The organism is Corallococcus sp. AB045, assembly GCF_003668895.1.
GTDB lineage: Bacteria > Myxococcota > Myxococcia > Myxococcales > Myxococcaceae > Corallococcus > Corallococcus coralloides.
In genome coordinates, this window is sequence record NZ_RAWN01000011.1 from 42,825 (window position 1) to 60,972 (window position 18,148).

Annotated in this window: 16 protein-coding genes; 13 read left to right on the top strand and 3 right to left on the bottom strand. The window is 71.5% G+C overall.

What is annotated here, in order from left to right:
* Positions 1–57: 57 nt before the first annotated feature.
* Positions 58–1,071: an N-acetyltransferase DgcN gene (gene dgcN / locus D7Y21_RS04480; protein ID WP_121711463.1), complete on the bottom strand. Its 1,014-nt coding sequence runs from the start codon at positions 1,069–1,071 to the stop codon at positions 58–60.
* Positions 1,072–1,185: 114 nt separating this feature from the next.
* On the opposite strand from dgcN, the gene D7Y21_RS04485 reads away from it, so the two are divergent.
* The 5 genes from D7Y21_RS04485 (at position 1,186) to D7Y21_RS04505 (ending at position 7,439) form a co-directional block, all read left to right on the top strand.
* Complete coding sequence (locus D7Y21_RS04485) at positions 1,186–1,806, top strand: hypothetical protein (protein WP_121711465.1); 621 nt, start codon at positions 1,186–1,188, stop codon at positions 1,804–1,806.
* A 170-nt stretch (positions 1,807–1,976) separates the two neighbouring features.
* Positions 1,977–2,522 carry an RNA polymerase sigma factor gene (locus tag D7Y21_RS04490; RefSeq protein ID WP_233611975.1) on the top strand — a complete coding sequence of 182 codons (546 nt, stop codon included), beginning with the start codon at positions 1,977–1,979 and terminating at the stop codon, positions 2,520–2,522.
* Positions 2,519–5,611 carry a CHAT domain-containing protein gene (locus D7Y21_RS43405; RefSeq protein ID WP_121711469.1) on the top strand — a complete coding sequence of 1,031 codons (3,093 nt, stop codon included), beginning with the start codon at positions 2,519–2,521 and terminating at the stop codon, positions 5,609–5,611. Before D7Y21_RS04490 ends, D7Y21_RS43405 begins: the two co-directional genes overlap by 4 nt.
* Positions 5,612–5,661: 50 nt before the next feature.
* Positions 5,662–6,174 (top strand): hypothetical protein, encoded by a 513-nt coding sequence (locus D7Y21_RS04500; RefSeq protein ID WP_147443413.1) that lies wholly within the window; start codon positions 5,662–5,664, stop codon positions 6,172–6,174.
* Positions 6,175–6,485: 311 nt separating this feature from the next.
* Entirely contained in the window at positions 6,486–7,439 is a 954-nt protein-coding gene (locus D7Y21_RS04505) for a hypothetical protein (protein WP_121711473.1), read from the top strand.
* Between the two features lie 18 nt (positions 7,440–7,457).
* Here D7Y21_RS04505 and D7Y21_RS04510 read toward each other — a convergent pair whose 3' ends face one another.
* Positions 7,458–7,988 (bottom strand): FHA domain-containing protein, encoded by a 531-nt coding sequence (locus D7Y21_RS04510; RefSeq protein WP_120574237.1) that lies wholly within the window; start codon positions 7,986–7,988, stop codon positions 7,458–7,460.
* Positions 7,989–8,171: 183 nt separating this feature from the next.
* Here D7Y21_RS04510 and greA point away from each other — a divergent pair, with 183 nt between their 5' ends.
* From greA to thrC, 5 genes are all read left to right on the top strand, one after another.
* The gene (greA, locus tag D7Y21_RS04515; RefSeq protein ID WP_120567767.1) at positions 8,172–8,678 is read left to right on the top strand and encodes a transcription elongation factor GreA; all 507 of its coding nucleotides are present in this window, start codon (positions 8,172–8,174) and stop codon (positions 8,676–8,678) included.
* Positions 8,679–8,795: 117 nt separating this feature from the next.
* Positions 8,796–11,759, top strand: coding sequence for an ATP-dependent DNA helicase RecG (recG, locus tag D7Y21_RS04520; RefSeq protein ID WP_121711475.1), 2,964 nt, complete (start codon positions 8,796–8,798; stop codon positions 11,757–11,759).
* Positions 11,760–11,849: 90 nt separating this feature from the next.
* Entirely contained in the window at positions 11,850–12,488 is a 639-nt protein-coding gene (locus D7Y21_RS04525) for a protein-L-isoaspartate(D-aspartate) O-methyltransferase (RefSeq protein WP_120568348.1), read from the top strand.
* Positions 12,489–12,579: 91 nt separating this feature from the next.
* Positions 12,580–13,140: a hypothetical protein gene (locus tag D7Y21_RS04530; RefSeq protein ID WP_120568347.1), complete on the top strand. Its 561-nt coding sequence runs from the start codon at positions 12,580–12,582 to the stop codon at positions 13,138–13,140.
* A complete protein-coding gene (gene thrC, locus D7Y21_RS04535) occupies positions 13,137–14,468 on the top strand; it encodes a threonine synthase (protein ID WP_120568346.1) in 1,332 nt (443 codons plus the stop codon). The genes D7Y21_RS04530 and thrC overlap by 4 nt, the downstream gene beginning before the upstream one ends.
* A gap of 25 nt (positions 14,469–14,493) precedes the next feature.
* Here thrC and ribB read toward each other — a convergent pair whose 3' ends face one another.
* Positions 14,494–15,621, bottom strand: coding sequence for a 3,4-dihydroxy-2-butanone-4-phosphate synthase (gene ribB, locus D7Y21_RS04540; RefSeq protein ID WP_120568345.1), 1,128 nt, complete (start codon positions 15,619–15,621; stop codon positions 14,494–14,496).
* A gap of 214 nt (positions 15,622–15,835) precedes the next feature.
* Here ribB and D7Y21_RS04545 point away from each other — a divergent pair, with 214 nt between their 5' ends.
* The 3 genes from D7Y21_RS04545 to D7Y21_RS04560 all read left to right on the top strand — a co-directional run bounded on the left by D7Y21_RS04545 (position 15,836) and on the right by D7Y21_RS04560 (position 18,147).
* Positions 15,836–16,174, top strand: a complete 339-nt coding sequence (locus D7Y21_RS04545; RefSeq protein WP_233611977.1) for a hypothetical protein — start codon at positions 15,836–15,838, stop codon at positions 16,172–16,174.
* A complete protein-coding gene (gene tmk / locus D7Y21_RS04550; protein WP_120568343.1) occupies positions 16,171–16,827 on the top strand; it encodes a dTMP kinase in 657 nt (218 codons plus the stop codon). The genes D7Y21_RS04545 and tmk overlap by 4 nt, the downstream gene beginning before the upstream one ends.
* A 585-nt stretch (positions 16,828–17,412) precedes the next feature.
* Positions 17,413–18,147 carry a DUF6310 domain-containing protein gene (locus D7Y21_RS04560; RefSeq protein ID WP_370038109.1) on the top strand — a complete coding sequence of 245 codons (735 nt, stop codon included), beginning with the start codon at positions 17,413–17,415 and terminating at the stop codon, positions 18,145–18,147.
* The last annotated feature ends 1 nt before the right edge of the window (position 18,148 follow it).

An 18,148-nucleotide genomic window follows, 5' to 3' on the forward strand; every position in this document is an offset into this window, starting at 1 on the left:
GTCCTCAATATACCGTGAGCCGCTCCAGTGGAGCGGGTTTCGCGAAAGGGGCCCGTGTCACCCGCGCGGGAAGCGGCTCGCCAGCGCGTCCGCCAGGGGGCCCGCGCCCGTGCGCAGGGGGTCCACGCAGGGCAGGCCATGCGCCCGGCCGGTGGACTCCAGGAGCGCCAGCGCCTCGTCCTCGCCCAGGTGCTCCGTGTTGATGGCGATGCCCGTGCACTGGATGGCCGGGTTCGTCAGCCGGCCCTCCAGCACCGTGCGATCGATGACGTCCTGGATGGACGGCAGCGGATGCTGGACGCCGCGCATGCGCTTGCGCGTGGGCTCGTGGCAGACGACGAACGCGTCCGGCTGCGCGCCGTGCAGCAGGCCCAGCGTGACGCCCGCGAAGGAGGGGTGGAACAGCGACCCCTGGCCCTCCACCACGTCCCAGTGGTCCGCTTCGTTCGCGGGCGTGAGCCACTCCGCCGCGCCGGAGACGAAGTCGGACACCACGGCATCCAGCGCCACGCCTCGCCCGGAGATGAGGATGCCCGTCTGCCCGGTGGCCCGGAAGTCCGCCTTCCACCCGCGCTGACGCAGCTCCTTCTCCAGCGCCAGCGCCGTGTACTTCTTGCCCACCGCGCAGTCGGTGCCCACGGTCAGCACGCGCAGGCCGGGCCGCTTCGTGCCCTGTCCCGTGGCGAAGTCCCGGTCCGGGAAGCGCACGTCGTGCAGCTTGCGCCCATGCTTCGCCGCCGCGGCGGCCACGGCGGGGAACGAGGACAGCCGCTTGTGCAGCCCGGTGGCCACGTCCAGCCCGGCCTCCATCGCCCGCACCAGCGTGTCCACCCACGCGTCCGCCAGCACTCCGCCCGGATTCACCACGCCCACCACCAGCGTGCGCGCGCCCTTCGCCTTCGCCTGGGTGATGTCCATGTCCGGCAGGCCACAGTCCGCCGCGCAGCCAGGGAGGCGCAGCTGACCCACGCACCAGTCGGGCCGCCAGTCCACGATGCCTTGGGCCGTCTTGGCCGCGAGCTGATCCCTCACGTCTCCCAGGAACAGCAGGTAGGGCTTGTCGATGTCCACGCGCGGTGCCTTAGCACGGCCGAAAAACGGCGTGGAAATGGCGCGGGGAATAAGCGCGACACCGGACGTAACAGGGAGGAGCCCGCGGATGGGCTCACGCTTCCGGAGTCACCCATGCGCTTCATCCCTGCCGCCGCGTTCGTGTTCGCCGCCTCGCTCGCCACCGCCTGTGGGGGACCTCTCGACGAGGAGGCCCCTGGCGCCGAGGTCGTGGACGAGTCCATCGCCAGCCAGGAGCAGGGCGTCGACGAGTCCTGCGTGGGCTCGGGCGTGGTGCTGGCGCAGCCGGACGGCGCGTCGGTCCCGGCCGTCTTCCCCCACTGCTCGTACGCGGACATCTCGGCGGCCTCCAACGACGGCACCTATGATCAGCCGTCCTGCGCGCACCGCTTCGTGACGGAGATCACCGGCCTGTACGGCAACTACGCCCAGCCGTTCGTGGAGGTAATCCCGGCGTCGAGCAACGTCACGGAGAGCGCCTGCAAGGGCGTGGCGATCACCGGCGCCGCGTTCGGCTACGCGAACGGCTACTGGTGGGGGCTGGGCTCGGTGAGCACCACCGGCACCTGGTACCCAGCGGGTCCCTTCTTCCCGGCGTTCTGCGGGCTGCGCATCAACATCGGCTCGGGCGGGTCCGGCTACAGCAAGATCCGCGTTACGGGCTTCGGAGCGGCGCTGGGCGTCTTCAAGGCCCGGGTTCGCACGGGTGTTCGCATCGGCAACGGCCCCTGCTAGCCCTCCGGCCTGCCATCCCGGGACTCCCACCTGTCGGGTGGGAAGCGCCAGGGAGGGTGTCGACGGACTTCGCGGGCGGGGCGGCTCCTGCTAGGAACGCCCCCGTGGTCTTCCGCCCGCGATCGCCCCGCGCCGTCCCGCCCGGGGAGTCCTCCGCATCCGAGCCGGAGGTGCCTTCGGCCTCCCGTGGGGACGCCGCGGAGTTCCAGGCGCTCATCGCGCGGTGCGCTCCGGCGTTGGAGGAGCGGGCCCGCATCCTCTGCCGGGGCCGCAACCCGTCGGACGCGAAGGACCTGTTGCAGGAGACCTACGAGCGGGCCTTCCGCGCGTTTCATACGTATGACCGGTCCGCGCCTCCCATGGCGTGGCTGGCGTCCATCCTCGTTCGACGCTTCCTCGACTGGTGCCGGCACGACCGGCGCCACCCCCAGGAGGAATTCACCGACGCGATGGGGGACACCCTGGCGGAGGCCGAAGCCGCCCCGGAGACATGGGCGCACTACACGTTGGATGACGTGTGGAAGGCGGTGGAACAGCTTCCCCCGGAGCTGCGCGAGGTGGTCCGCATGAAGGACATGGAGCGACAGAGCTACGCGGAGATCGGCCGACGGCTCGGCATCCCGTCCATGACGGTGGGCACCCGTCTGTTCCGCGCGCGCAAGAAGCTCAAGGAGCTGCTCCTCGCCCGGGAAGGCACCGCGGGGGGCCCGGCGTGACCGTCTCCTGTGAACAGCTCGCCGCCTTCGTGGACGGGGAGCTTCCGCCAGAAGAGGCAGAGGCCTTCCAGGCCCACCTCGCGACCTGCGAGGAGTGCCAGGCCGGCCTGGAGGACCAGGTGCAGGCGAGCCTCCTCGTGCAGGCCGCCGCCGACGCGCGTGCCGCGTCCGGAGTTGGGGAAGCCGTGAGGCCTCCTGGCACGGACGCCCGGCCCGTGGCGTCCCCGGGTTCTGAAGGAGCCCCCGCGGGTCCGGGGCTCCGGGCCGTCCCTGGGACGGGGAGCCAGTCCGAGCCGGCGCCCGATGCCGGGACGCGGTCCCCGTCCGCGCGCCCTCGCGGCCGTGCGGTGTGGGATCTCCGCCGTGTGGCGGGCTTCGCGGCCGCGGCCGCCGCGGTGGTGCTCGCGGTGCTGCTGGTGGGACGCCCGTGGCGCTCCACGGAGACCGCGCGCGCGCTGCCCTTCGCGCTGGCCTCCGCGCGCCCGCTGGAGGGCCGGCTCAGTCACCCGGGCCTCGCGGACTACAGAGCCACGGGCACGATGCGCGGCGGCGCGGACGGACGGCCGGAGCTGGACCTCAAGGCCCTGTCTGAGCTGGAGGCGAAGGGAGACCTGCACGGCGTCGCGACCGCCTGGCTCGCGGCCGGGGACTTCGAGCGCGCGGAGCGCATCCTGGATCGGCTGCCCGCATCGCCCGCCGTCATGGGCGACCTGGCGGTGGCGGCCCTGGGCCGTGCCCAGCCGGAGCGCGCGCTGACGCTGCTGGAGTCGGGACTGGAGACCGCGCCGGACGACGCGCGGCTGCACTGGAACCGGGGCCTCGCGCTCCAGGCGCTCTCGTTGGAGCTGGCCGCCGCGGCGGAGTTCTCCCGCGTGGCGCAGGCGAAGGAGCCCGGCTGGAGCACCGAAGCCACCGAGCGCGCGGACGGCCTGCGCAAGGGCGCGCTGGCGCGGCGGGACTCGTGGCAGGCCATGAACAGGGCCGGCATGGAGCTGGCGCTGGACGGCACGCCGTACCCGGGCTCGATGGCGCGGCGCAACCCGGACCTGGCGCGGCTGTACCTCTACCACGCGTTGCGCGCGGCCCCGTCCGTGGAGCGCGTGAAGCCCCTGGCCCCGCTGGCCGAGCTGCTGGACGACGTCACCCGCACCAAGACCGCGAGCGCCTACGTGGCGCGCGTGGCGGCGGCGGACTTCAGCAAGCGCGGCCCGCTGGCCAACACCTACCACGAGCTCCTGGCCGGCACGCGTTCGCTGGAGGGCGCGGAGGCGGACGCGTTCCTCGCGCGGCTGCGGCGCTCCGGCGAGCGCGACCTGCTACTGGGCGCCATCCTGCTGCTCCACCAGGAGGACCGCTTCGTCGACGAGCTGGCAACACTGGTCCGTCAGTCCGGTGAGCCCGCCTGGTACGACGCTCCGCTCGCCCGGGGCCGGGCCCAGGCGGCGCAGGCCCGGGGGGACATGGAGACGGCGGAGACGTCCCTCAAGAACGGGCTGGCGGCGTGCCGGAGCGCGGGCTTCCAGGACCGCTGCGTGGACCTCCAGCGGCACCTGGCGGCGCTCTACAACCGGATGGATCGCCGCCACGAAGCCGACTCGCTGGCGCGCTCCGCGCTGGAAGAGGCGTTCCGCACCGACAGCTGGTTCCAGGAGGAGGTGCTCCTGTCCGACCTGGTGACGAGCGCGCGGCTGAGCCACGCCCCGGCGCTGGCCCGCGCCTACCTGGACGAGTTCGTCCAGCACGCGCCGGAGGACTGCGCACGCCGGTCCGAGTACCACCACGCACGGGCGCTCCTCTTCGTGGAGGACCTGGACGCGAAGCGGGCCCGGCGAGAGGTGCAGGACGCGCTCGCCTGTCCCACCGCGCCCACGCTCCTGGAGGTCGCCGTCGCGGGAGATCTGCTGCGCTTGGAGGGAAGCACCGTGCCGGGCCGCGAGCTGGACCGCGTGCGCGAGCGCATCCGCGTGCTGCGCCAGGACCCGTCGCTGACCACCGGCGAGCGGTTGCTCGTGGACCACATCGAAGGGCGCATCCTCATCGAGCGCGACCGCGAGGAGGGCCAGAAGCTCTTGCGCGGGGTCATCACCGGTTCGGCGCTCCACCGCTCCACCGACATCGAGGCGCGCAAGGCCTGGGCCCACAGCCACCACGTGCTGGTGATGGACACGGGCCGGGCGAAGGAGTGGGGCACCGCGGTGGACCTGCTCGCGCGGGAGGTAGACCGCACCGCGCCCACGTCGTGCCTGCTGGCGCTGGCCGGCCAGGACGAACGGATGCTCTTTGTCGCCCGAGGCCCCACCGGCGCGAGCGGCGGGGTGTACCTCCACGCCCTCAAGCAGCCCCTGCGCGAACAGGTGCCCGCGGTCCCCGAGCAGCTCCTGCAGGTGCTCGCCGGCTGCGACGTGGTGCGGGTGCTCGCGGAGCCCATCCTCCTGGGGCGCCCGGGGCTGCTGCCCGGGGACCGCGCGTGGAGCTACCTGGCTCCGGGCGGCCACCGCGTGGAGGCTTCGGCCCCGGCGCCCGTCCCGAAGCGGCTGGTGGTGTCGGACGTGGAGCCGCCCGCGACGCTGGGGCTGCCGCGCCTGATGCCGTGGAAGGGCATGACGGGGCCGGGCGACGTCCACCTGCGGGGCCGCGCGGCGACGCCGGAAGCGGTGCTCGCGGAGATGGAGGACGCCACGGAGGTGGAGCTGCACACGCACGGCCTCGCCGGCACCGTGTCCGACGCGGCCTTCCTGGCGCTGTCCCCGGACGCGGCCGGCCGGTACGCGCTCACCGCGGAGGAGCTGGAGGGGCACACGCTCCGGGGCACTCCGGTGGTAATGCTGGCCGCCTGCGACGCGAACGTGGGCGCGTGGCGCTACCACGCGGTGTCCAGCCTGCCGTCCGCGCTGATCCAGGCGGGCGCGCGGGCCGTGGTCGCGCCCTCCACGGAGGTGCCGGACGTGGAGGCCGGGGCCTTCTTCCAGGCGCTGGTGGAATCGCTGCGGCGAGGCACCCCGCCGGCCCAGGCGCTCCGGGACACCCGCGCCCGGTGGCTCCAGCAGGGCAGCGCCCGGTGGGTCCAGGACCTGGTCGCGTTCGAATAGACTCCCGGCGAATATCCGCGCCGCCGCGCGTAAGGGAACCGGGAGGATTCATGAACACGCGTTGGAAGTCCGCAGTGGGAAGCATGGCCGTGGGGTTTGTCGCCCTGTCGGCGGCGCAGGCAGGGGCCCAGCCGGCGAGGACCCAGAACAACCAGGTGAAGCTCGCCCCGGCGAAGCCCATCGCGAGCCCGGCGAAGGCGAAGTCCACCGGCTCCGTGGACGTGGCCGTGGACGACGGCGCCAAGGGCACCCGCCTGTACCGGTACGACCGGAGCAGCGGGAAGCTCACGCTGGTGAAGCAGATCACCCAGAGAGAGGCGGCCAGCACCACCGCCGGCTTCAAGGAGCTGTCGGCCGTGGAGGCCGGTGGCGGCACGGCCCTGGTGGATCCGGACCGCGGCGGCGCCGTCGCCCCCGAAGGCAAGCCTCCCAAGGGCGGCCCTCCGGGCGGACATGATCCGGGCCAGATTACCCAGGCGGACCTGGCCAACATCAACCGCGAGCTGGGCAGCCTGAAGCTGAACAAGGCCCAGGTGAAGATCGCCACCCAGGCCCAGCGGTAATCCCAGCCTCGCGGCGGAATGAACGGACGGCCGTGGCGCCGGAGTGGGGACACGTCTCCTCACCCCGGAGGGCCACGGCCTTCACGTTCCTGGATGAACGCCAGCCCACGCGTTCAACCCCAGACGCCCGGAGTGTCTGCCCTGACGTCGCTCCCGCGTTTCCCGCATCTCTCGCGCCTTGCCATACGTACAACGTGCTCGCACTTTTCGTGCGTGAGGGGGCGCGGCTCGCCCGTTTGTTTTTGACGCCCTCCTTGTCCAAACGTTCGTGGGGCCGGTCGGAGCGCCCGCGGTAGCAGGAGGTTGCACACATGGGGAACGTGGAGAACGGGCGTCGTCGTGGCGTGGGGGGGCTCTCACGGTGGGCGTGGGGACTGGCCCTGGCCGTCATGGGAGCGGGCTGTGCCCCGGGAGCCCGGGAGCCCGGGCCCGCGGATCCGCTGGCCACGCAGGAGCAGGCCGCCCTCAGCTACAACAGCCTTTCGTACAACGGGCTGTCGTTCAATGGCCTGTCCTTCAACGGGTTGTCCTTCAACGGGCTGTCGTTCAATGGCTTGTCATCCATTGACTTCGCGTCGTGGTACGGCGCGGATCCGGCGCTCGCGGAGGAGGTCATGCGCTACATCGTGCGCTGCGCCGTCCCGGAAGGGCAGACGCGCACGTTCACGGATCCCCAGACGAACACGGTGCACACCTGGACGGGCCTGCTGGGCCTGGCGCCGGGCTGGGCCGGTGGCGCTCCCGCGACGGTGGCCGAACAGCAGATTGTCTCCGCGTGCCTCGCGGCGCACAGCAATCCCTTCGGTGTGAGCGTGCCCATCTCCGTGCTGGGACGGGACGGGCTGGGGGAGGAGATCCCCGCCTCCGACGGTGAGTTGGCCTCCTTCGCCCGGCCGGAGTCCTGCTTCTTCGGCAACCTCTTCCAGGGCCAGGGGCTCTACGCGGGCAGCCAGAACCCGCCGCTGGACGCGACCCAGAGCACCACGCGCGCGTGCGCGGTGGTGGATGGCTCCGGGATGCCCCGCATGACGTGCGCGCCGCTCGTCTACGTGGGGAGCTGCTCGGACGTGTGCACGCAGGGGGAAGCGGCGGGCGCGGCCTTCGTGAGCTGCACGGTGGGCGGCGTGAGCTTCCAGCCGCTCACCACGCGTGTGCGCGCCGCGGACCTGGCCGTGTGCGGCGACGGCATCTGCCAGGTGACGGAGTCCTGCGGGGCGTCCGACACCTACGACGCGTGCGCGGCGGACTGCGGCGCCTGTCCGTGAGGTGAAGGCGGGTGGCCTTCAGCCGGAGTGGGAGCCCAGGCCGGAGGCCGCGCCCACGCGCAGCCGTTCATGCAGCGCGTCCGTGAGCAGGTACCAGAACTGGACGTTCCCGAAGCTGAGGATGTCGCCGCCCCGGAGCGGCACCTCGCGCTGCCCGATGGTGCTGGCATTGACGAAGGTGCCGTTGGTGGAGCCCAGGTCGCGCACGGTGCAGCGGCCCGCAGCGCGGCTCCACTTGAGCTCCGCGTGCTGCTTGGACACGGACGCGTCGTCCAGCACCAGCTCGCAGTCCAGCCTCCGGCCAATGCGCAGCACCTCCGAATCCCTGAGGGTGGGGAGGGTGGCGACGAGCAGGTCGTCGAACTCGAAGAGCAGGGCGAGCATGCCCTGCTCGACGTCGCCGGGGTCCGCCATGCGGGTGGGCGCGAGCGCGGCGGCGGACAGCTCCGACGGCGGACGCTGCACCAGCGCGAAGGGGCCCAGCTGATGCTGGAAGGCGCCCACGGGGAGGGCGGAGGCGAGTGCGCGCAATTCCTGGACGGACAGCACGTGGAGCAGCCTAACGGGTCGGCCGTCGGGCGCCCAGCCACTACCGGACGATGGCTGTAAGGCTTTCGTTGACCGGCCAGTCACTCGTTCCCTACATTGACCCTTTCGAGTCGCGGGCCGGGTTCCAGGAGGGAACGCCGGACCTCCGATGCGCAGCCAGGTGATGGAAGGAGCGGTGGTTCGATGAGCGGGAGCGACAACATCCCGATGACCCCCCACGGTCTGCAGAAGCTCAAGGACGAGCTGAAGCACCTCCAGTCCGTGGAGCGGGGCAAGATTTCGCGTGAAATCGAGGTCGCCCGTGCGCACGGCGACCTGCGTGAGAACGCGGAGTACCACGCGGCCAAGGAGAAGCAGTCGCACATCGAGGGGCGCATCCTGACCCTCGGCGACTGGATCGCCCGCGCGGAGGTCATCGACCCAGCGAAGCTGGGTGGCGACAAGGTCATCTTCGGCGCCACCGTGGAGCTGGTGGACACGGAGAACGACAAGACCATCAGCTACCGTCTGGTGGGTGAGACGGAGGCCGACCTGAAGAAGCGGTGGATCGCCGTGACTTCGCCGGTGGCGCGCGCGCTCATCGGCAAGAAGGTGGGCGACATCGCCACGGTGCAGAGCCCCGGCGGCGTGCGCGAGCTGGAGGTCGTCTCCATCAGCTTCGAGGATCCGCGGGAAGAGGCGGCCAGCTAGCGCTGAGGCCCGGCTGGCCGGGTGTCCTTCGGGGGGGCGGGCCTGGGCTCGCTCCCCCGGTTTCGTTTTCCCTGCGGCGTCAGGAGCGCTTCGTAGGATGGAGGCTGGAAATCCCGCGTGAACCACCCGCTCGCCAGCCTCATCAGACCTCTCAAGTACGCGTGTCAGCGTGACTTCGCCCAGCTCGGGACCGTGCGGGATCTGCGCACGTTGATGGAGCGCACCCTGGAGTCGGCCGGGGGCGTGGACGCGCGAGTCCTGGAGGACTTGAGGGCGGCGCTGCCGCACGTGGATCCGCCCGCGCCGCCGGAGCACCGCAAGGCCGCGCTGCGCCAGGTGCTGGGTGCGCTGAAGCTCAGCGGCGTGGTGCTGCCGGAGGAGCTGGAGCGGGTGGTCGTCACGGGGGAGATCAACGCCGTGGCGGCGAGCTTTCCCCGGTCGCCGGAGCGTGCGCACGTGCTGGAAGGGGAGCTGAACCCCGCGCCGTCGCGCCGCCGGTTGACGCCGCCGCCGGGGACGCTGGAGGCGCGTGGCAACACCGTGCCGCCATGGCGTTCGCAGGACCCCGTGCCGCCGGTGGGCGGTGCCGTTCCGGCGGCAACGCCTGCGCCCGCATCCCGGCAGCAGGCCCGTTCGCCTTCGCCCGGAGCGGGTCCCCAAGGCGGGAATGCAGGCCCGGTGAAGGGCGAGCCGGTGCCTTACGGCGCGCGCATGGCGGCATCCCGGGGCGCCTCGACAGGCCCCGCGCAAGGCGACGCCCAGCCCTACGGTGCGCGCATGGCCGCGGCCCGGAACGCAGCCGTTCCCGCGGGTGCGCCGGCCCGTGCTCCGGGCGCGAAGCCCAATGCGAGCACCGACCCTCGCAAGGGCGCTCCGCCCGCGGACCGCGCTCCCACGGAGAAGGCCCGGAAGAAGAAGGCCAAGGCCGTGGGCGCGGAGGCGTCCCGCTCCGAGGCGAAGCTGCTGTCCATCGCGCCGCGCACGGGCCCACTGTCCGCGCCGCTCAAGACGCTGGGCAAGCGCCTGGGGCCGCGGCTCGTCGCCGTGCTCGACAAGAAGGGCCTGCGCCGCACCGGCGACATCCTGTTCCTGTTGCCACGCTGTTACGAGGACCGCCGCAAGCTGCGCACCATCGCGGAGCTCATCCCCGGCGAGCGCGGCGTGACGGTGGGCACCGTGAAGACGGCGGACTTCGTCCCGGGGCGTGGCGGCAAGCGCATGTTCCGCGCCGTCGTGGGGGACCGCTCCGGCAGCATCGCCGCCACCTATTTCAACGCCGGGCCGTGGCTCAAGAGCCGCTTCTCCGTGGGCAAGCAGCTGGTGCTCTCCGGCGAGGTGCGCGCCTCCATGAACGGCCGGGAGATGGCCCACCCGGAGCTGGAGCCCGCCGAGGACCTGGAGAACACGACCTCCGTCCACTTCCACCGCATCGTCCCCGTCTACCCGGGCTTCGAGCGCGGCGAGCAGCGCTCCTTCCGCGAGCTGGCCTCGCGCATCAGCGAGCAGCACGCGCACCACCTGGAAGAGCCGCTGCCCGCGGACCTGCGCCGCCGCTACCACCTGATGGGCCTGCCGGACGCGCTGCGCTTCATCCACTTCCCGCCCGACGACGCGGACCTGGAGGCGCTGGACGCGCACCAGAGCCCCGCGCACCGCCGGCTCGCGTTCGACGAGCTGTTCTTCCTCCAGCTGGGCATGGCCCTCAAGCGCCAGGGCGTCAAGGCGGAGGAGGGCATCGCCTTCAATGTCGCCCCGGAGCGGCTGGACAAGGCGCGCGCCGCGCTGCCCTTCCAGCTCACCGGGGCGCAGGCGCGCGTGGTGGGGGACCTCTCCCGGGACATGGCGCGCCCGGAGCCCATGAACCGGCTGGTGCAGGGCGACGTGGGCAGCGGCAAGACGGCCGTGGCGCTCGTGGCCGGCATGGTGGCGCTCCAGGACGGCTACCAGGTGGCGGTGATGGCCCCCACTGAAATCCTGGCCGAACAGCACGAGCGCACCTTCCGCCGCATCCTGGAGCCGCTGGGCTACCGCGTGGGGCTCATCAGCGCGGCGGGCACCGCGAAGCACAAGCGCGAGGTGCGCGAGTCCGTGGCGAAGGGCGACATCCACCTCGCCGTGGGCACGCACGCGCTGCTGGAGGGGGGCGTGTCCTTCCAGAAGCTGGGGCTGGTGGTCATCGACGAGCAGCACCGCTTCGGCGTGCTCCAGCGCCACACGCTCATGAGCAAGGGGCTCACGCCGGACGTGCTGGTGATGACCGCCACGCCCATCCCGCGCACGCTCGCGATGACGCTCTACGGCGACCTGGACGTGTCCATCATCGACCAGCTCCCGCCGGGCCGCACGCCCATCACCACGCGCGTCTTCAACAACGAGCAGCGCGCGCGCGTCTACGAAGCGGTGGGCGCGGAGCTGGCCAAGGGCCACCAGGCCTACGTCGTCTATCCGCTGGTGGAGGAGTCGGAGAAGCTGGACCTGGAGGACGCCACCCAGGGCGCGACGAAGCTTCAAGTGGTGTTCCCCAACGCCAGCGTAGGCCTGCTGCACGGGCGCATGAAGCCGGAGGAGAAGGACGCCGTGATGGAGGCCTTCCGCGACAAGCGCATCCAGCTGCTTGTCTGCACCACGGTGGTGGAGGTGGGCGTGGACGTGCCCAACGCGTCCGTGATGGTGGTGGAGGCCGCGGAGCGCTTCGGCCTGTCGCAGCTGCACCAGCTGCGCGGGCGCGTGGGCCGTGGCGCCGCGGCCAGCTACTGCTTCCTCGTCGCGGGCGCCGCGCGCTCCTGGGAGTCCACCGAGCGGCTGGGCGTGATGGAGCGCAGCAGCGACGGCTTCGTCATCGCGGAGAAGGACCTGGAGATCCGCGGCCCCGGCGAGTTCCTGGGCACGAGGCAGAGCGGCCTCCCGGAGCTGGCCGTGGCGAACCTCGTGCGCGACGGCGACCTGTTGTCGCTCGCCCAGGTGGAAGCGCGGCGCATCACGGACGCCGACCCCCAGCTCCAGAAGCCGGACCACCAGGGGCTCGTGAAGGCGCTGGAGGAGCGCTGGGAGGGCCGGCTCGCGCTTGCCCGGGTGGGGTAGGCCCGAGGAGGCCTGCGCCGGCCCCCTGGATTGCCCCGGACTGTCGTCGTGCTTACTTTTCCTGCTGGAGGACCACGGGGGACGGACGCGATGGGAGACTGGGGCCGAGCGGAGTATCTGGCGCGGCAGGGCATCCGGGATCGACGGGTGCTCGCGGCGATCGCCAACCTGAGCCGTGCGGACTTCGTGCCCTTGGGTGCGCGGGACTCGGCCCATCAGGACGTGCCGTTACCCATTGGCCACGGGCAGACCATCAGCCAGCCCTACGTGGTGGCCCTGATGACGGAGGCCCTGCGCCTGCGCGGCTGTGAGCGCGTGCTCGAGATCGGCACCGGCTCCGGCTACCAGACGGCGGTGCTCGCGATGCTGGCCCGCGAGGTCTTCACGGTGGAGATCGTCCGCGAGCTGGCCCGGCCCGCCCGGCGGCTGCTCCACCGGCTGGGCTTCACCAACGTGTTCTACCGGGAGGGGGACGGCTCCCAGGGTTGGGCCAAGGTCGCGCCCTTCGACGCCATCATCGCCACCGCCGCGCCGGCGGAGGTCCCCCGGGAGCTCCTGCGCCAGCTGAGGCCCGGGGGGCGGATGGTCATCCCCGTGGGCTCCGTGAACGAGACGCAGGAGCTGCTGCGCATCCGCCGGGGACAGCCGGGGATGCTGCCCCGGGTGGAGCACCTGCTGCCGGTGCGCTTCGTCCCCATGGTGGGCCTGGGCTCCTCCGCCCCGGGCTGAGCGGGTGCGACAGGCCGCGCGCCTGCATGCCCACTCCCCGCGTCCCGGGGTCGCGTTGCCGAGCGGAGAGGGGACCGGTAACGTCCCGCCCATGATCATCTGCCCGGTCTGCGACCACGTGCAGTCGGAAGGCGAAGAGTGCGAAGGCTGTGGCAAGCGCTTCCCCGGCCTCATGAACATCCCCGCGCCTGTCGTGGCCCCGTTGCCGGAGCTGGAGCTGACGCACCACGCGGGGGGCCGCGTGCCGGTGGACGCGCCCGTGCTGCCGGAGCTGGACCTGACGCGGCTGCGCTCGGGGCCGGACCTGCCGGCGATGGTCGTTCCCGACCTGGAGTTGACCCGTTCGGGCGCCACGGGCGACGTGCCCGTCGCGCAGATGATGGACCTGGACACGGGCCGCGCGCAGGACGACGGCGTGCGCACCGCCGCTCCGGTGGGCGCGGTGACGTGCCGCTACTGCCGCCATGTCCAGGCGGAGGGCCTCTTGTGTGACGGCTGCGGCATGCGGCTGCCCCGGACCCGGGTGGCTGCGCCCGTGACGGCGAAGCGCGGGGGCGCGGACGACGGCGAGCGCGTGCCCTGTCCCTCCTGCCACGTGCCGGCCTGGCCGGGCCGCGCGTGCGTGGCGTGTGGCACGAAGGTGGAGGCGTGACGGCCCCGGCGCTGAAGGCGGGCTACGCGTGCAGCGAGGGTTGCGGCTTCACCGCCTCGCTGTGGGACGTCGTCTACCGCTGCCCGCGCTGTGAGGGACTGCTGGAGGTGGCCCACGACGAGGCTGCCCTGCGCGCCATCCCCGCGGCGGAGTGGAAGCGCCGCTTCGAGTCCCGCTTCGCGACGTCCCGGCTGCCGGACGGCTCTGGCGTCTGGGGCAAGCGCGAGTGGGCGCTGCCCGAGCTGCCGGTGGAGGACATCGTCTCGCTGGGAGAAGGGCGCGTGCCGCTCAAGCCGCTGCCGCGCATGGCGGCGGAGCTGGGGCTGGGCTCGCTGATGTTGAAGGAGTGCGGCGTCTCCCCGACGGGCAGCTTCAAGGATTGGGGGATGACGGTCCTGGTGTCCGCGGTGAAGCACCTGCGCTCGCGCGGCACGCCCATCCGCGCGGTGGCGTGCGCGTCCACGGGCGACACGTCCGCGGCGCTGTCCGCGTACGCCGCGGCGGCGGGCATCCCGGCGGTGGTGTTCCTGCCGAAGAACAAGGTGTCGCTCGCGCAGCTGGTGCAGCCCATCGCCAACGGGGCGCGCGTGCTGTCGCTGGACACGGACTTCGACGGCTGCATGAAGCTGGTGCAGGCGGTGACGGCGGACACGGGGCTGTACCTGGCGAACTCGATGAACTCGCTGCGCATCGAGGGCCAGAAGATGATCGCCATCGAGCTGTGCCAGGACCTGGGCTGGGAGCCGCCGGATTGGATCGTCATCCCGGGCGGTAACCTGGGCAACGCGAGCGCCCTGGGCCGGGGCCTGGACCTGCTCTTCAACCTGGGGCTCATCACCCGCCGGCCGCGCATCGCGGTGGCACAGTCGCAGCGGGCCAACCCCCTGGCGCGCGCCTTCCGGGGCGGCTTCCAGGAGCTGGTGCCCATGCAGGCGGGAGCGACGCTCGCGTCCGCCATCCAGATTGGCAACCCGGTGTCCTTCCGCCGCGCGGTGCGGATGCTGCGCGCGTTCGACGGCGTGGTGGAGGAGGCGACGGAGTCAGAGCTGGCCAACGCCGCGGCCCGGGCGGACCGCGAGGGCACCTTCGCCTGTCCTCAGACGGGGGTCGCGCTGGCGGCGGTGGAGAAGCTGGCCGCGTCGGGCGTGATGGCCAGGGGCTCCAGCGTCGCGGTGGTGGCCACCGCGCACGGGCTGAAGTTCGCGGACTTCAAGGTGGGCTACCACCGGGAGACGCTGAGCGACGTGAAGGCCGCGCACGCGAACCCGCCGGTGGAGCTGCCCGCGGACCTGTCCGCCGTGCGCGAGGCCCTGAAGGACCTGGGCTGAAGCCTCGCGCGCGTCCCGGGTCGCGCTACTCCACCTCGAGCGGCAGGCGCGACTCGATGGTGAGGCCGAAGCCGGAGAGGCCCCGGTAGGTCATGTCCGTGTTGGACATCACGCGCAGGGTGCTCACGCCCAGGTCGGTGAGGATCTGGCAGCCCATGCCCACGTCGCGGGACTCGTTGGCCGCGCGGCTGACGGACGCGTTGCTGCCGTCGCCCGCGCGCTTGTGGTGGATGCCGAAGTCGTTGCCGTGCATGCCGGGCAGGTAGACGATGACGCCCGTGCCCTCGCGCGCCACGGTCTCCATCGCGCGGTCCAGCAGCAGGTTGCACTTGCAGTCCGGTGACCCGAACACGTCGCCCATGGCGCAGGCGCCGTGCAGGCGCACCAGCGGGGCGGGCTGGGTCTTCGACGGGTCGCCCTTCACCAGGACGAGCGACTTCGCGCCGTCGGGCGTCCACGTGTAGGTGAGGGCGGTGAACTCACCGTGGCGGGTGCGCACGACGCTCTGGCCGGACTCACGGCGGACCAGGCGGTCCTTGCGGCTGCGGTACTCGATGAGGTCCGCGATGGTGACGAGCTTGAGGTCGTGCTCGCGCGCGAACTGCTTCAGGTCCGGCATGCGCTGCATGGTGCCGTCGTCCTTCACCAGCTCGCAGAGGATGCCGGAGGGCTGCAGGCCGGCGAGCCGCGCCAGGTCCACGGCCGCTTCGGTGTGGCCCGCGCGGCGCAGCACGCCGCCTTCGCGGTAGCGCAGCGGGAAGATGTGGCCGGGGCGCAGGAAGTCATCCGCGGTGCTGTTCGGGTCGGCGAGCGCGCGGATGGTCTTCGTGCGGTCGCTGGCGGAGACGCCGGTGGTGGTGCCGTGGCGGAAGTCCACGGAGACGGTGAAGGCGGTGCGGTGGGACTCGGTGTTCTCCGCCACCATCTGGGGCAGGCGCAGCGAGTCCAGCCGCTCGGCGAGCATGGGCTGGCAGATGATGCCGCTGGTGTGGCGGACCATGAACGCCAGCATCTCGGGGGTGGCGAGCTCGGCGGCCATGATGAGGTCGCCTTCGTTCTCGCGGTCCTCGTCGTCGGCGACGATGACGCACTTGCCAGCCTGGATGTCGCGGATGGCCTCCTCGATGGTGTTCAACTCGGAGTCACGGCTCATGTCGGGGGAACTCATCCTGCTGACGACGTGGAGAGGCATGGTTCGCGGCATGTAACGCGAGGGGGGTGGGGTGGCAAGCCATGCCCGGGGGCCAAGCGTGCGTCCGTTCAATGGCTGGGATGAGCGCAAGCTGGGACTGCGCGTCCGTGTAGGTGGGTGCTGGCCGGCGTGCGACTCGACGGGCTGGGGCGCGTGATGTAGGGTGCTCGGCTCCGTGAGCGCAGACATCCAGGACAAGCGGGCCCGGTTCGACCAGTTGCAGGAGAGCCTGTCGACCCGGCAGAGCACCACCCATTTCACCCACGCGGGTGTGTCCATCATCGCCTTCATGTTGATTTCAGGGGCGGCGGGGAAGCTGTTCTACGACTCGTTGCGCACGCCGTTCCTGGCCTGGGGTGCCACGCTCCTGGCGCTGGGGCTGCTGGTGTACGGCTTCCTCAGCTACCGCAAGGGTCGCGCGGTGCTGACGGAGGAGTTGCAGCGGTACGAGGCGTTGCTCGCGCTGCGCCGCGAGCTGCACCTGGACAACCCCGCGGCGCTCCTTCCCCGGTGAGCGCCGCCAGGAAGGTCGCCCTGCCGGGGCGATTCATCGTGTTGGAGGGCCTGGACGGCGCGGGCACCACCACGCAGACGGAGCGGCTGGCGTCCGCGCTGAGGGCGGACGGGCACGCGGTGGTGACGACGCGCGAGCCGTCCGACGGTCCGGTGGGAACGATGCTGCGCCAGGCGCTCACGGGCCGCCTGGGCTTGCCGCACGGCCGGGGGCCGTTGGCGCAGGAGACGTTGGCGCTGCTGTTCGCGGCGGACCGGACGGATCACCTGCACGCGAGGGTGTTGCCGGCGCTGGAGGCGGGCAAGGTGGTGCTGTGCGACCGCTACGTGCTGTCCTCGCTGGCGTACCAGGGCGCGAGCCTGCCCATGGCGTGGGTGGACACGGTGAACGCGCACGCGGTGTCGCCGGACCTGACGCTGTTCGTGGGCGTGGACCCCAAGGTCGCGGCGAAGCGCCGGGCCGTGCGCGGAGGCCCCGCGGAGCTGTTCGAAGCGGACGAGGCCCAGCGGCGGATCGCGAAGCAGTACCTCAAGGCCATCACGCTGAGAGCGAAGCGCGAGCGCATCGTGCACGTCGACGGTGAGCTGTCCGTGGAGGCCGTGACGGACGCGTGCCTCAAGGAAGTGCGGCGGTTGTTCGCGCGCAAGCGCTGAGCCCCGGCTGCCGGGGGTGCTCCCGCGACGCGGAAGCCGCGGACGAGCGTCCACAGCAACTCCAGCACGGAGCTGTCGAAAGAGGCCGGTCCAGGACGTTGACCGCCGTCCTGCGGTTGTCAGGGCTCAGGTGGGCGTAGCGCATCATCATTTCGATGGTCGCGTGCCCACCACCAAGTGGATGGTGTTCGCCTCCGGGCACCTCTTGGCGATGTCCTGGATGGCTTCGGCAAACGCCGGACTCTTTGGCGTGGCTCATGGTGCTTGCGCGTCTTCGCACCGCTGGTGCGCTCCGGGCAGTGCTGCCGCGCTCCGAATACCATCGACGTCTGCGAGAGCTGGCATCCTCCGGGCGGACGAGCCTTGACCCCTTGCATCGCGCTTGATTGAAGGGCCGCGACCATGATGCGTCTCCGAGGTTGCATCGCAGTTCTGCTCTTTCTCTCGGCCTGCGCTACGTCGGCGCCGACCCGAAATGAGCGAACGGTGCGGAACCCGAGGCTCGCCAACCTCCAGCGAGCAGCGAAGCTGCCGTGGACTGACGGAGGACAGTGCGTCGTCCGAGAGGCTTCCCAGCCTTGGCCCGTGCTGGTGGAGAAGTGCTACCGGACCCTCGACCATGACCGAATCGAGTTCCACGACACCACGGGAAGATGCGCGGTCGCCTCAGCGGATGCCGCAGCCGTGGGACTCGGGTTCTGTGTGCTGGCGGCTCCTGAGATTGCAGTGGGAGCCGTGATCGTGCTTGGCGTGGTGGTGGTCGGCGTCGCCATCAAAGAAGCGATGGATGCCTATGAACTTCGCCACGCCTACCCCGAAGAAGCAGGGACCTCACGAGGAACGAAGGTGGCGTCCCGGGAAGCTGAAGTGCAACGCAATCCCAAGCTGAAGCCCGAGCCAGCGGGGCAGGACTGGTTTCCCCCAGTGCCGCCCGAGTCACCGGATCGCGAGCGCCATTCCGAGTGCAGGCCCATCCCGGTGCGACATTTGGGCGGCAACGATCCACACAACGAATGCGCTGACAGGATTCCCAACAACAGCTTCCCCGGCTGGGATGTGCTCGTCAATGGGAAGAACTTCGACGGATTGGTGCTCGCCACTCGCACGCTGTGGGATGTCAAGACGGATGATTTTGAAAAGCAGCCGCCACGCTCTCAACGGTTCTTTGTCAGGATGAAGCTGCCTGAGCTGCGGCGCGAAGCCAGGCTCGCAAGGGACTGCGGGTACAACTTCATCATTGGAGTGCGAAGCGCCGCGCATAAAGCGGTGCTGTTCGACGAAGATCCCACCCTGAAAGTTGTTGTCATGGATTGGTGTTGAG